This is a genomic window from uncultured Rikenella sp., from assembly GCF_910579375.1.
Taxonomy (GTDB): Bacteria; Bacteroidota; Bacteroidia; order Bacteroidales; family Rikenellaceae; genus Rikenella.
In genome coordinates this window covers 1-13,977 of record NZ_CAJTUJ010000041.1, presented here as the reverse complement: position 1 = coordinate 13,977, position 13,977 = coordinate 1, and the positions used below count along the sequence as shown (strand labels likewise).

The window sequence follows — 13,977 nt, the reverse complement described above, 5'->3', positions numbered from 1 at the left end:
CCGGATCCCGAACAGGTGATCGAACAGAGCCTCGGACGTTTCGAACTCTTTATCGAACGCAACGGGAAAACCCTTCTGGTGGCGCTCGGCGCGATTATCGTCCTCGTCGGGGGGTATTTCTCGTACAAATACCTCTACCTCGCTCCGCGGGCCAAGCAGGCGTCGGCGGCGATGTTCGAGGCGCAGAACTATTTCGAACGCGACTCGTTCGCGCTGGCGCTCAACGGGAATGCGGCGTTCGACGGATTCCAGACGATCGCGGAACGGTACGGGAATACGCCGCAGGGGAATCTGGCCAACCATTATGCCGGGATGTGCCACCTCTATCTGGGTGATTTCCAGCAGGCTATCGACGCTTTCGCAAAATACGACGCGTCGAAAGACAATGCGGCGGCGGAGTTGATCGGGGCGCAGAACCTGGGGTTGCGGGGCGACGCGCATGTCGAGCTGGGGAACTTGGAGCAGGGGGCGGCGCTGTATGAACAGGCGGCGAACTTCAGCGACAATGTGGCGACGACGCCGGTCTACCTGAAAAAGGCGGGGATGATTCACGAACAGGCGGGGCATGCGCAGCAGGCTTTGCAGCTCTACGAACGGATTCGGAACGAATATCCGCGGAGTATTCCGGCAAGGGATATCGAAAAATTCATCGCGCGGGCGCAACAGCAATTGTAATCTTTTGCCACCCAGAGCATTACAGCTCAACGACAGAGACTGATTCACCATACGAAGGCGGGGAGAGGACACGCGCTTTTCCCCGCCTTTTACTTTCGTCCCCCTCGGCGTGGAACGCCTTTTGCTTCTGTTTCGGAACGGGCGGGGACTTTCGCTGACCAATTGGATATCTTGCTTATGGCTTCCGAACTGAAAAATCTATCCGTTTTCGACCGACCGGTACCGCCGGCCAACGAAATGTCGTTCGGCATCGTTGTCGCCGAATGGAACCACGAAATTACCTCGGCGCTGCTCAACGGGGCGGTCGCCACGCTCCGCGCGGCGGGGTGCGCTGACGACAAGATCAGTGTCAAATGGGTGCCGGGCACGTTCGAACTGGCCATGGGGGCGCAGTACTTCGCCGAGTACACCAATGTCGATGCGGTGATCGTCCTGGGATGTGTGATTCAGGGAGATACGCGGCATTTCGACTTCGTCTGCCAGGGGGTGACCAGCGGGGTGCAGCAGATGCAGCTGAGTTGGAACATGCCGATCGCGTTCGGGGTGCTCACGACGAACGACCGCCAGCAGGCGATCGACCGGGCGGGGGGACGGCTCGGAAACAAAGGCGACGAGGCGGCGGCGACGGCGATCAAGATGGTGGCTCTGCAACGCGAGATGGAGGCGGAGGACAATGGCGAGGTGGCGGCGACGGCGGGAGCGGCGGCGGAAAACCATCCGGTGGTCAATTGATTCTCAGGGCTTAACAAAGGCCTCGTGTCTTTGGGCTATTTTTACGGCAACGCCGCTCTTCGGATCTTTCGAAGAGCGGCGTTTTTCTCTCTTTACCAAGGAGTTGCGGGGCGAGCTATCGCTTCGATTTGGTTTGGTTGGGTTGGGCTTGAAATGCCCGCCCCGGGCTTCCGCGACGCGGGCAGCAATGGACGATTAGGCGCTCTGGCAGGCGTCGGCGACGGCGGGTACAGTTGGTCTTCCTCCTTTAGCGGGACTAGCGGCGTGTTCTTGACCTTCGGCACGCAGAGCCTCAATCCCAGCAGCGTGAGCAACCCTGGCCACGGTCTTCAGTTGCGTTGCCTCTCGGAATAAACGGGCACGCACAGCGTCTTTTGATGGCCGGGTCTACCCTAAAGATACCCCAAACCGGCAGCCGCTACCCCACGAAATGGAACCGGGCAAAGCTCAGCTATTTCTTCGTGTTGAAGCGGTTCATGGCGCGGTCGGGGCCTTCGGTCACCCACGACAGGATCGCATCGGCACAACGATCGGTCAGCTCCGGCAGGGCGGCACGCTCTTCCGACGTCCAATGACCGAGCACGTAGTCTACTTGCTGGCCTCGTGCAAAGTCGCCGCCGATCCCGAACCGCAAACGGCCGTAGTCCGAACTCCCGACGCACTCGGCGATGCTCTTCAACCCGTTGTGGCCGCCGTCCGAGCCGTTTTTTCGGATCCGAAGGTGGCCGAACGGAAGGGCGATATCGTCCACGACGACAAAAACGCGTTCCAACGGAATCCGCTCGTGCTGCATCCAGTAGCGAACGGCTTTGCCGCTCAGGTTCATGTAGGTCGAGGGCTTCAGCACGATGAGCTCCTGGCCGCGGTGACGAACGACGGCGACGGAACCGTAGCGGTCGGAGGTAAAAGGGGCGCCGGAGCGTGCGGCAAGGGTGTCGGCGACAAGGAAGCCGGCGTTATGGCGGGTGTCGGCGTACTCGGAGCCGATGTTGCCCAGGCCGACGATCAGGTATTTCATAAGGTGGTTCTCGTTTTCGGTGTGGTGCAAAGGTAGCGTTTCGAGGGGTTGTCCGCAACTCCGGAGGGGGCGCGGCGGAGCACGAAAAAGCGGTTTTCTGCCCGGCCAGATGCCTGGGCAGAAAACCGCTCGATGGTTCGATGGCTTCGCGCGTGTGCAATACGCGCCGGGCAATCGCAAAGACTACTTCGCAGCAGCGGCGGCAGCCTGAGCACCGCGGGCTGCACGGGTCATCCGCACGGCACAGATCGCGGTCGTCGCCGGGGTCAGAATCTCCAAGCCGGGGATGTGCAGGTCGCCGACGAAGATCGATTTCCCGAGCCCGAGTTCGGTCACGTCCACTTCAACCGTATCGGGCAGGTCTTTCACCAAAGCGGATACGCGCAGTTTGCGCTTGCTGAGGGCGAGTTTACCCCCCTGTTTCACCCCTTCGGAGTTCCCGGTGAGCACCACGGGCAGGTCGACTGCCACGGGTTTCTTTTCGTCCACGCGGAAGAAGTCGACGTGCAGCACGTCGCCGCTCACGGGATGGAACTGAACTTCGCGCATGACGGCTTTTTCTTTTTTCCCGTCGATGTCGAATTCGATAATATAAGAATGCGGGGTGTAAATGAGCTGTTTGAACTCAGTGGCAGGCACGGCGAAGTGTACGGTGTCCCCGCCGCCATAAATCACGCAGGGTACGTTCCCTGCCCGGCGCACTGCGTTGGTTCCTTTTTTGCCGAATTCGGTGCGGGATGCACCTTTGATCTCGATCGTTTTCATCTCTCTGATGGTCTTTAGGTTATGAAAATCGTTTGTTCTTCGACGCTACTCAGTCGATGCCCGGCAATGAGCATCGCCCCCATCACGTCGGTGTCGCGGCCCAGGGCCGAAACGGGGACAAAGGTAGTAATTTTTTCGGTTGATTCAAGGAAGAATGCCATAGCCTGCGCATTTTGTGCCGACACGGCCAGAGCGAAACGCAAGTTTCGCCCGTCCACGGGACGTGGGGCCCGCCCGGCCCGAGGGCAGTTTCAGGCGGGACAGAGTTCGACCCGCGCGCGACTGCTGGAAAAGGAAATCGTTCAAAGCGACTTGCGCTTTGGACAAGATTTCCGCCAGCGCGCGGACAAAGAACGGGGCAATCGTTTCTGTTTTGATCGCGCGCCTTGGAAAATCCTGTCAAAACGTGCAAGCAAGTTTTGACGATTTCCCTCTTTAGGCGAGGCGCGCGTCTGTCCGACAGGAGGGTACTGCCCTCGGGCCGGGCGGGCCCCACGTCCCGTGGACGGGAAATGCTACGCATTTCCACTGGCCGCCTCTACCCCTAATTACAACACGGTCACCTCGGCCCAACTACCAGTCACGCACGGTCGAGCTTTGACCCGCCTAAAACCGCCCTCACGAGTCATCCGGCGAGACCCGACACCCCCTCGATCGAGCCCTCCTTTCACACGGCACCAACGCCTCCTCCACCTCCCGGAGCGCCCCGTCCGACAACCGACTCCAATCCACCACCGCCCGCTCCCCCTCCTCCTCTTCACCCTCCGACACAGCCTCCGGCTCCGCCGCCCGCCGCCTCTCCTCCTCCCTCGCCAGCTTCAGCCTCATCTCCACACACCTCTCCAGCCCCCTCAGCGCCGCCATACACCCCTTCGCCAACGGCAACAGATCCTCCTCCAGCCCCTCCGGCTCCAGCATCTTCGCCAACCTCTCGTACGCCTCCTCCACCCGCTCGATCCTCCTCAACCCCTCCCGTAAAATTTCCGCCTTCATACTTTATATAGACAACTAAATATATTTCCCCCCAAATCGCCCCGCCCCCGATTTTCCCACAAAAAATCACCCCCGATAACTCATATGAGTTAAAATTTATTATATTCGCCACATCAATCCCCTATGCCCCCACCAGCGCCAAAGATATACCACCCCCCAGCCCCGTCCAAACGACACACCAAGCCATTACACCAGAAGAGCCGAGGCCGACACTTTATACTATAAAATTCACCTATCCGACCATTTTCCACCCCAAAACACCCACCCCACCCATGAACACCACCTCCACCTCCCATATCTCCCGCTACCAGATCGACACCAACTCCGGCATCCAGACCATCCGCTACGAACGCCACGTCGTCGGCTACGTCGAACAAGGCACCAAACTGATCCACCTCGGCGACCGCTACGTCACCGTCCGCAGCGGCGAACTCTTCCACCTGAACCCCGGCACCCACTACATCGAGAACGACCCCGCCGGACACGACCTCCCCTTCCGCCAGACCCTCCTCTTCTACAGCCCCAGCGACCTCCGCAACGACTTCATCCCCGCCACCCAAATCGCCGCCACCAACCACCTCTGCTCCACCTGCCGGAACACCACCGACATCTACACCTACCCCGCCTGGCCCCTGATCGAGAGCTACTTCCGCTCCCTGAACCGCCTCCTGACCACCCGCCTCCACCGGCAACGCCCCGAACTCAGCCGGCTCAAAATCTGCGAACTCTTCCAACTCCTCCAGACCCAGCCCGGCTGCTGCATCAGCCGCCCCATGTGCCAAGCCCTCAGCCAGAGCCAACGCACCTTCTCCGACGTCATGCACGCCAACATCTTCACCACCGCCAGCGTCGCCACCCTCGCCGCCCAGTGCGAGATGAGCCCCACCGCCTTCAAGAACCACTGCCAGCGCACCTTCGGCACCACCCCCCACCGCTGGATCGTCGACCAACGCCTCAACCGCGCCCAACTCCAACTCATCACCACCCCCGACCCCATCAGCAAAATCGCCCGCGACTGCCTGATCCCCAACCCCTCCCACTTCATCAAACTCTTCCGCCGCCGCTTCGGCCTCACCCCCCTCGCCTACCGCCGGCGTTACGAAAAAACCGGCCTCTGACCCACCCCCCGAAACCCGAAAAACACTACCTTTGCCCCACACACAAACAACTATCCATTATGTTAAGCACCAAACTTCAAGAAGCCCTCAACGCCCAGATCAACGCCGAACAATGGTCCGCCTACCTCTACCTCTCGATGTCCCTCGACGCCTCCGTGAAAGGCTATAAAGGGATCGCCAACTGGTTCTCCATCCAATACCAGGAAGAGCAAGCCCACGCCCAACTCTTCATCGACTACATCCTGAGCCGCGGCGGCCGCGTGACCCTCTCCCCGATCGCCGCCGTGCCCACCGAATGGGCCACCCCCCTCGACATGTTCCGCGAGACCCTCGCCCACGAACAGAAAGTGACCTCCCTGATCGACAACCTGTGCCGTCTGGCCGCCGACGAGCAAGACTTCGCCACCTCCAACCAGCTGATCTGGTTCGTGAACGAACAAGTGGAAGAAGAAGAGAACGCCCGCGACATCATCGACCAACTCCAGATGGTCTCCGAGAGCCAGATGGGCCTCTACATGATCGACAAAGAGCTCGGCACCCGCACCTACACCGCCCCGAGCATCGCCGCCCAGTAAGCCATCGTCCCCCGAAAAGACGATCAAAGAAAGGAAAGACACCCACAAAAGGAGGGAAGGGGCTGCGCGTGGGCGCGGCTTCGTCCCTCCTTTCATTCATCCCCCCTCATGCCCGCCACTTCAGCCTCCCCCATCGCGATATCAGCCGCAGAAAGCGCCCTTCCGCAACGTATCCGCCACTTGAAAACCACCCACCTCGACCGCCATCCCGACACCGATCGGCCTTGGCTGCTCGTTCTTCTACAGGCCAGCCCCTCTAAGCACATCGCCCTGAAGAAAATCAAAGATTTCGAAACCGTCATCACCACCGCCCGCTACAGCCTCTCCTGCGGTTGCCATTTCGACCATCCGGTTTATTCCCCAAACCCCCAAGACCCCACCCGGCACTACACGAAAGAGGCACAATACCACTACAACTTGCACCACCTGAAAAACGCCGTCCTTTGGTATAACTCCTCCTCCGACTACCTGTTGCAGATCATTTGGTTCGGTTTCGAACTTCATCCCCCGCTCCATTCACCCGACGATTATCAAAAGACACTGAACGCATGCAGATGGGGAAATATCCACAACCGACTGAAAAACATCCCCGAATCCCGACCTTTACGTGACCGATATCACAGTTTACAGATGGATTCAGCCATCCGACAAATCCGAGAATTGGCCAACTCCCTCAAACACCGTTGTCTGTTCGAGTTAGAAGAGTCCCCCTCCCCCCGCGACCCCACCTTTCAAATAGACACCAATGATCCTACCGACTACATTTGGAACTCTCCCCTCCTCGCATCCCCCGTCGTGAAATACCTTGACCTTGTCCAGGCACTGATCACCACACACGACTTATTGATTGATTTTGAAGACTATCTGATCGATTTACTGGGATTCGACCAGCTTCCCGAGGTGATCGAATACGGCAAAACTCATCTCGTTTCTCCCTTTTAAATCCCCACCTACCGATCCGACAAAGCTCCTCCCGATATTTCAACTTCCCTTTGAAAAGTCTGCCCCCACCCGCTACAATCTTTCCCGACTGAGAAATCAGCCTTGATTTTCATTTACTTATCATTATCGAGCTCTCACTGCGCGCGAGTCGCTCGCCGAAGCCTCCGCCCTCCTCCAAACAAAAAAACGGACAACTCATAAAAGCTGTCCGTCTCCGAGCGGAAAACGAGACTCGAACTCGCGACCCCAACCTTGGCAAGGTTGTGCTCTACCAACTGAGCTATTTCCGCAATTATTATGTTTCGCCCCTATCTCTTGCCGCAGTTGGAATTACCCTCTCGGGCAAGATGACTCCCCCCTCTCTGAGCTGTTGCCGAGGATTACGCTCCGTGATCCTCTGGGCGCCCAGCGAGAAATACTTACGTTATTTTTAATGAATTCTCCGAATTTGGCATTGCGCGACCGATCTTTTCCCGGCAAGCGGACTTGTCGGAAAAAGACAGCCCCCCCAACGCCAAAGCCTGACGGCTCTTTTAAAAACAACGAAGAACATCTCTCTGAGCTGTTGCCGAGGATTGAACTCGGGACCTCTTCCTTACCAAGGAAGTGCTCTACCACTGAGCTACAACAGCATACGTTCCGATCCCATCCCCCCGAAAGGCCCTCAAGGATCGTGTGCAAAGGTAGACAAAATTTCGGCTTCCGCAAGGTCGGGAGAGAGATTTTGTAAAAAAAAATCGACAAAAACCTGCAACCGGCTCGAAACCAACACTCTACCCCAAGGCCTGACGGATGTCGGCCAGCAGTTCGGCGGCCGATTCCAGCCCCACAGACAGCCGGATCGTGCACGGCGACAAGTCCATCCGGCGGCGAACCTCCTCCGGGAAAGTGCCGAAAATGGTGCTCCACGGGTGGATCGCCAACGACTTGTTGTCGAACAAGTTCGTTGCCCGGCGGATCAGCTTCAGCCGATCCAGAAAGGCGTAGCAGGCCCGCCGGGAAGCGAGGTCGAAGGTGAGCATCGCGCCCGGAGGGGTCGGCCCGAACTGACGGCAGCACAAAGCATGGAAACGGCTGGAGGGGAGCCCCGGATAGTTCACCGACTCGATGCCCGGCGTGGTCTCCAGCGCGCGGGCCAGCTCCAGCGTTGTCTGTGCCATGCGGGCGTAGCGCACCTCCAGCGTCTCCAGTCCCAGCGACTGCTGGTAGGCGACCTGCGGGGTCATGTAGGCGCCGAGGTTGCGGTGGATCTCGCGACGCAGTTTGGCCGTGAAAGCCTCGGTCGGAGCCACGCCGTAAGCCGAGGCTGCCCGGCCGAGTTTCGGCGAGCGGCTCCAGTCGAAGGTGCCGTAGTCGATGATCAGGCCGCCGAGCCCCGTCGCGCCGCCCGAGATGTATTTGGTGCTGGAGACGACTTCGAGGTCCACGCCGAAGTCGCCGGCCCGGAAGGCCGAGAAGGGGATGACGGTCGTATCGGCCGCCAGGGGGACATGATTCGCCCGGCAGACCGCACTCAGCGCCGAGAGGTCGGCCACCTCCAGCTGAGGATTGGTGACGATTTCGAGAAAGACCAGACAAGTGTCTGCATCGATGGCCGCCTCTACCGCGGCCGGGTCGGCGGTGTCGGCCCACCGCACCGAGAGGCCGAAGTCGCCCAGCGTGGAGACGAGCAGGGAGTAGGTGTTGCCGAAGAGGTGGGGCGAGGCGATGACGTTCGCTCCGGCCCGGCCGACGGTCATCAGGAGGTTCGAGATGGCGGCCATGCCGGAGTTGAGCGCTGTCACGCTGTGGGCGCCGAGGGCCCGGCGGATGCGCTGTTCGAAGTGCTCGACGGTGGGGTTGGTGATCCGCGAGTAGGCGTGGTCGGAGGTGCGGCCGGTGAAGGCGAGCTCCATGGCGTCGGCCGTCGCGAATTCATAAGCGGCATTCTGGTAGACCGGGGTACTGAGGGCGCCGTGCGGGTCGCGCCGGGCAGCGGGGGTCTGAAGGATGCGGGCGGTGAAGCCCGAAAGGTCGTCAGACATGACGGATGTGTGTTTTAGTCGGACAAATATAGGCATTTATTCAGGCGGCTGTACCGGCGGGGCGGACTCTTTTTCGGGAACCCCGGCCGCCTTGCCGGCCTCGATCGCCGCGCGACGCCGACGACGACGCTCCTGACGCGCCGCGCGGCGCTCCCGAGCTGCCGCGCGCCAACGACGATAGCGCTCTTGAAGGTCTTTCCAGCTCTGGAACTCCTGCCGGTAGTAGACCCCGACCCCGTTGTCCTGCAACCCCTGCGACTCGTCGAAGCGGTCGATCGTCCGGGTGAAACCCTTGACCTTCAGCGACCCCGACTTGTTCAGCACCCACGTCAGGTAGCCGTCCACCGAGAGCGGATTGTTCGTCACCTGATAGGCCCCCCGCTGTCCCACATCGTAGTTGCCCCCCACCTCCAGCGAGAGCTTGTTCGCAATCAGATCCGCCCCCACGTCGAAGGTCACCTCCTCCGACGTCAGCTCGCTCGAGGGGCGGTAGCCGAAACGGATGTTGTAGTTCGAACCCGAAATCAGGTTGCTGATCTGGTTCGAGAGAAACTCCATCCCGGCGATCCCCGCCAGCGAACCGCTCATCGTCCCGATGGCATTCGTCTGGTCGTCCGGCATGAAGCTGTTCGAGAGCATCAGGTAGGCGAACTGCATCGTCGTCGCCTCCTCCGTATTGAGCAGGTTGCGGAGGAGGTTCTTGGTCTCGGGATCGGCCCCCGGAGCCGTCACCGAGAGGCGGATGGTGGGGTCGAACAGCCTGTCCGTCAGATGAATCCCGCAACTCACGTTGACATTCCCGCTGCCCGTCCCGCTCCCCTGCGCATTGGCCCCCAGGAGCGGTTTCAGCGACGTCCGAACCCGATAGGCCGCGTCGATGTTCACCAGCGGGTCGGCCGGATCGCCCGTCCACTGGATCGAACCGCCCGGCTGGATCACGAAGTACTTGTTGGCCAGCACCCCGTAGAGCGTAAAGAGATACGTCCCCTCCGTAATGTCGTACTGTCCGTCCATCGTGAAGATGTCGCGCGCGGGGACGATGCGCATCCGGAAGCGGCCGTTGCCGCGCCCCCGGATCACGTCGCCGAGCCGCGGGTCGAGGACGATCTGGGCCTCGGTATTGGGCAGCGCCGTGAGGTTCAGGTCGACCGAGAGCTCGCTCTTGGTACGTCTGCGCCGCGGCCGGCGGAGCTGGCGCCGGAACTGCTCGACACGGTCGACCGGCGTGCGGGCCGAGGGCTCGACGAACGAGATGAAGTCGGCCTCGGCGATGGTCGAGACCTCCGACAGCGGCAGCACGAAGGTCGAGCTGCGCGCCGTCTCGGCCCGCACGTCGATCGCGGTGCGGTAGTCGTCGCCCGTGACCGAAAAGGCCCCCGTGCCGTAGATCCGTCCGTAGAAGTCCGGGTTGTCGGCCAGCGCGGTGTTCAGGCAGAGCAGGTCGCGGAAATCGACCTTCACGCCGAAGCGGAGCTGGCGGAAATAGCGGCTGTCGAACCAGGCCGAGATGGCGCCCGTGCCTCCGTCGCCGTCGCTGAGCGGAGACGGAGGCAGCTCGAAGCGGTTGTTCGTGACGGTCACCGGCCCCGAAAGGGTGTACCGCGCCCGCGTATAGGCTACCGTGGCGGCATATTCGTCCACGCCGATCGTCCCGTTCAGCAGCGGCCCCCCTTCGGGGCCGCCGGTCAGGGCGAGCTTCGTCCGCGCCCGGCCGCGCGTATCAACGAGCACGCCCTGCAACAAGGGCTCCAGCAGGGCCATATCGAACCGCGGGATATCAAAATCGACCCGGTAGCGCCGCTCGCGGCTGTCGTAGTAGCCCGCGATCGGGGTCGCCCCGTCGGGGGTGTCGGCGGCGAAGCGCACCCACCGCCGTTCGCCGTCCCACCGGCTGCGGAAGTCGGCGGTGCCGAGCTGGTGCTGGTTCATGGCGAAGGAGTCGATCCGGAGGTCGGCCCCGAACTGCAAGGCGCCGAAGGGGGCGACGAGCTCGGCGAGGCCGTCCATGCGTCCGCCGATGCGGTAGCCCTGTCGCTGGACGAGCCGCGTGAGGGGCGAGAGGTCGAGCCGGTCGAACCGCACGCGCAGGGTGTCGCTCTCGACGGCCGAGGCGCGCCCCTCGATCGAGAGCCGCTGGTCGCCGCTCCGCACGCCGAAACGACGGAAGCCGATCCCCGTGGAGTCGACCAGGAGGTGTCCGGGCTGGACGAACCACTCGCGCCCTTCGACCCGGAAGGAGGTGGGATAGAACCGGACGTCGAGCTGCGGCAGCCCCGCGGCGGAGCGTCCGATGGTGGTGGAGGTGCTGATCAGCGCGCGGTTGCCGTTCTCGGGATTCTCGAACCGGGTGGCGAGGGCGATGCGGTTGTGGCCGACGCCGCCGACGACCGACATCCGGGGCAGGTCGAGCGGCCCGATGCCGAACTGCTCGGCGAAGGCGTAGACCGAAACGGAGTCGCCGCGGTTGCGGCACTCGACGGTGAGGTCGCCGACGTAAAGGTTCCGCCGCAGGATGTAGTCCGACCGGACGCTGAGGTTGAATTCGTCGCGCGCGGGGTCGAAAAGGAAGCCGACGGAGGTTCCTTCGGCCACCTCCAATCCCGGGACGAAGATGGCGGCGACGTTGTTGGCCTGTTTGACGTCGATTTTCAGGAGGTAGTAGCCCTCGGTACCTGCGGCTGCGGAGTCGGCGGCAGCCGTCGGCCCGGCAACAACAGGGGATGCGGCCCGGGCGACGGTATCCGGTGCCGAGAGCGAGGGCAGGTAGCGCCGCAGGGAGTGGCGGAAGAAGCGGAAGAAGCGTTCGTATTGGGCGGCTCCGCGCAGGTCGGCGTCGGCGAAGTCGGAGCGCATGGAGAGCCGCCGCGACCGCGCGCTGCTGCGAGCTTCGAACCGGATGGCGCCGGCGTGGACGGTGTCGAGGGGGTTGACGTAGGCGAGGCTGTCGATTTCGGCGTGTCCGTTCAGGTCGTCGAGGTTCGTCCCGGCGGCGTGGGCCCGGCAACGCATGGCGAGCCGCGAGAGGGTATCGCGGCGGTTGAAGCCGAGGGCGACGAGGTCGGCGCGGCGCAGGGCCAACTCGAAGTCGTAGGCGGGCACCGGGTCGCGCAGGTCGAGCCGCCCTTCGGTGGTGAAGTCGAGGTTGGGGTCGGAGGATTCGATGCGCCCCCGGAAGATGCGCCCGGCCCAGCGGCCGTTCATCCGGATGCCGTGGTAGGCGTAGTCCCGGAAGTCGAGCCGGTCAATCGTAGCGTCGGTGGCCAGGGCGAGCTCTCCGCCGTCGGTCACGACGTCGACGCCGGCGGAGAGCGAGACGGCCCCCAGGCGCGGCTGGCCGAGCAGCGTGCCGAGTCCGAAGGCTTCGGTGGCGAGGTGGCCGGTGAAATGGGTCTGTCCCTCCCGCTCGCCGGGCATGAAGCGCAGGGTGCCGCCCACCAGCCCCTGGGCGGTGGTGAGCTCGCCGGCGGCGGTGAAGTCGCGCACGAGGCCGTCGAAACTCCCTGTAAATCCGATGGTTCCGGCGCGCTGCAAGAGGGCGGCGAGGCCCGGTTTCAGGTGCCGTCCGGCGGCGGCCTCGCCGTAGATGCGGTTGATCTCGTCGCCGTCGGTCTCCAAGCGGTCGATGCCGATCCGCAGCCGTGTCCGGGCCACATCGGGCAGCCCCCGCAGGGCGAACGTGGCGTCCAGCCGAGTGGCTCCGTTCCGTGCGCCGCGCAGCCGACCGGCAAGGTCGTCCACGGTGCCGCTCACGGCGAGGGAGTCGAACGAGAGGGCGGCGCCGATCTCGGCCGGACGGCGCAGAAAACGGGCGATGGTCTGGTAGGAGACGGAGGAGGGCGAGGCTTCGAGGTCGATCCGCACGGCGTGCGGGAAGTCGTTCAGCGCAGCCCACCCGCCGTCGAAGCCGAGGTCGGCGCGGCGCAGGTGGAGCACGGACAAAGGGGTCTCGGCCCGCAGGCGGTCGACCCGGATGCCGCCGGGCCCGGCGGCGATCTGCTGCGCGCTGAGATGGCGGAGCCGGAAGCCGCTCTTTTCGTCGAAGTTCAGGTGTTCGATCCGCAGGGCGACGGAGTCGTCGCGCAGGGCGATTTCGCGGGCCTGGAAATAGAGGCCCTGAATATCTAAATCACTGAAATTTACCTGATTGCTACGCCCTTCGCCCGGCCCGCCGTCGGGAGCGCCGCGTAGGGTGAAGCGCAGGCCGAGGAGGTTGAGTTCGCGGGCGGTGAGCCGCAGCCGGACGGGGCGCGGCGGGTCGGGACGCAGCCGCCGGATGACGTATCCGAGGTTGGTCTCCTGTCCGGCGGTGTCGCGGGCGATGTGCAGCACGCCGTCGTCGAGCGAGACGACGCCGAGCGCCACGCGGCCCCCGAAGAGGTCGAGTCCGTCGATGCCGGCCTCGACGCGCCGCACATATAGTAAGGTGTCGGCCGGTCGGAAAGGGTCTTTGACGCACAGTCCGCTGACCTCCAGCCGGTTGAAGAAGGCGATGTCGACGCGGTCGAGGGTGAGTTCGGTGCCGATGCGTTCGGAGAGCTGCCGGGCGAGCCGCTGCACGACGAAGGTCTGCACGGCGCCGATCTGCAACAGCAGTCCGGCCACGAGGGGCAGGACGACGGCGGCGACCAGAAGCCATGAAAGGCCGACGAGGAGGCGTTTGAGGATTTTCCGAAGCATACGGGAGGAGGCGTGCCAAGGGGCGTTCGCGGCGGTTTTCGCGGCCTTACAGCCGGTTTACGGGGCCGCCGCGGAGGCGTTTTTCGCGCCGGAACAGGGCACACGGCCTTGCAAAGATAAACAAAGATCAGCAGGTTTGGGGCCTTTCGTCCTGCACTTAAATCGGGAAAAAAGCGGCGTCCGGTTTTCGATTTCGCCGAAAAACCGTTACTTTTGCGCTCGACGAAAGGCCGCGCGAACACCGAAGCGACTCGGACAAGCGGCACGGAACGGTCTAACTATCACGAAAACAACGAACACTACCACACCATGGCAGAAAAGCATAACAAACAGGTCAATCCGGATCCCGAACAGGTGATCGAACAGAGCCTCGGACGTTTCGAACTCTTTATCGAACGCAACGGGAAAACCCTTCTGGTGGCGCTCGGCGCGATTATCGTCCTCGTCGGGGGGTATTT

At 62.5% G+C, this 13,977-nt stretch carries 11 protein-coding genes and 2 tRNA genes; 5 read left to right on the top strand and 8 right to left on the bottom strand.

Features of this window, described 5'->3' with window-relative positions; genetic code table 11:
- Both QZ302_RS05310 and ribH read left to right on the top strand, forming a co-directional pair.
- Positions 1-675: tetratricopeptide repeat protein (locus QZ302_RS05310; RefSeq protein ID WP_294593327.1), on the top strand; the 675-nt coding region annotated here is incomplete at its 5' end.
- A 177-nt stretch (positions 676-852) separates the two neighbouring features.
- Positions 853-1,407, top strand: a complete 555-nt coding sequence (ribH, locus tag QZ302_RS05305; RefSeq protein ID WP_294593324.1) for a 6,7-dimethyl-8-ribityllumazine synthase — start codon at positions 853-855, stop codon at positions 1,405-1,407.
- Between the two features lie 451 nt (positions 1,408-1,858).
- On the opposite strand, the gene pth is transcribed toward ribH, so the two are convergent.
- The 4 genes from pth to QZ302_RS05285 form a co-directional block, all read right to left on the bottom strand.
- Positions 1,859-2,425 (bottom strand): aminoacyl-tRNA hydrolase, encoded by a 567-nt coding sequence (gene pth, locus QZ302_RS05300; protein WP_294593321.1) that lies wholly within the window; start codon positions 2,423-2,425, stop codon positions 1,859-1,861.
- A 183-nt stretch (positions 2,426-2,608) separates the two neighbouring features.
- Positions 2,609-3,190 (bottom strand): 50S ribosomal protein L25/general stress protein Ctc, encoded by a 582-nt coding sequence (locus QZ302_RS05295; protein WP_294593319.1) that lies wholly within the window; start codon positions 3,188-3,190, stop codon positions 2,609-2,611.
- A gap of 14 nt (positions 3,191-3,204) precedes the next feature.
- Positions 3,205-3,351, bottom strand: a complete 147-nt coding sequence (locus QZ302_RS05290) for a hypothetical protein (RefSeq protein WP_294593317.1) — start codon at positions 3,349-3,351, stop codon at positions 3,205-3,207.
- Between the two features lie 457 nt (positions 3,352-3,808).
- Entirely contained in the window at positions 3,809-4,183 is a 375-nt protein-coding gene (locus QZ302_RS05285; protein WP_294593314.1) for a hypothetical protein, read from the bottom strand.
- A gap of 272 nt (positions 4,184-4,455) precedes the next feature.
- Between QZ302_RS05285 and QZ302_RS05280 the strand changes: the two genes are divergently transcribed.
- The 3 genes from QZ302_RS05280 (at position 4,456) to QZ302_RS05270 (ending at position 6,818) form a co-directional block, all read left to right on the top strand.
- Entirely contained in the window at positions 4,456-5,301 is an 846-nt protein-coding gene (locus QZ302_RS05280) for an AraC family transcriptional regulator (protein ID WP_294593311.1), read from the top strand.
- A gap of 59 nt (positions 5,302-5,360) precedes the next feature.
- Positions 5,361-5,876 (top strand): ferritin, encoded by a 516-nt coding sequence (locus QZ302_RS05275; protein WP_294593309.1) that lies wholly within the window; start codon positions 5,361-5,363, stop codon positions 5,874-5,876.
- Between the two features lie 108 nt (positions 5,877-5,984).
- Positions 5,985-6,818: a hypothetical protein gene (locus QZ302_RS05270; protein ID WP_294593306.1), complete on the top strand. Its 834-nt coding sequence runs from the start codon at positions 5,985-5,987 to the stop codon at positions 6,816-6,818.
- A 217-nt stretch (positions 6,819-7,035) separates the two neighbouring features.
- On the opposite strand, the gene QZ302_RS05265 is transcribed toward QZ302_RS05270, so the two are convergent.
- The 4 genes from QZ302_RS05265 to QZ302_RS05250 all read right to left on the bottom strand — a co-directional run bounded on the left by QZ302_RS05265 (position 7,036) and on the right by QZ302_RS05250 (position 13,519).
- A tRNA-Gly gene (locus tag QZ302_RS05265) sits at positions 7,036-7,108 on the bottom strand.
- Positions 7,109-7,378: 270 nt separating this feature from the next.
- Positions 7,379-7,450: transfer RNA gene (locus QZ302_RS05260), tRNA-Thr, on the bottom strand.
- 141 nt (positions 7,451-7,591) lie between these two features.
- The gene (locus QZ302_RS05255) at positions 7,592-8,842 is read right to left on the bottom strand and encodes a PLP-dependent transferase (RefSeq protein ID WP_294593303.1); all 1,251 of its coding nucleotides are present in this window, start codon (positions 8,840-8,842) and stop codon (positions 7,592-7,594) included.
- A 36-nt stretch (positions 8,843-8,878) separates the two neighbouring features.
- Positions 8,879-13,519 carry a translocation/assembly module TamB domain-containing protein gene (locus tag QZ302_RS05250; protein ID WP_294593300.1) on the bottom strand — a complete coding sequence of 1,547 codons (4,641 nt, stop codon included), beginning with the start codon at positions 13,517-13,519 and terminating at the stop codon, positions 8,879-8,881.
- Positions 13,520-13,977 lie beyond the last annotated feature (458 nt).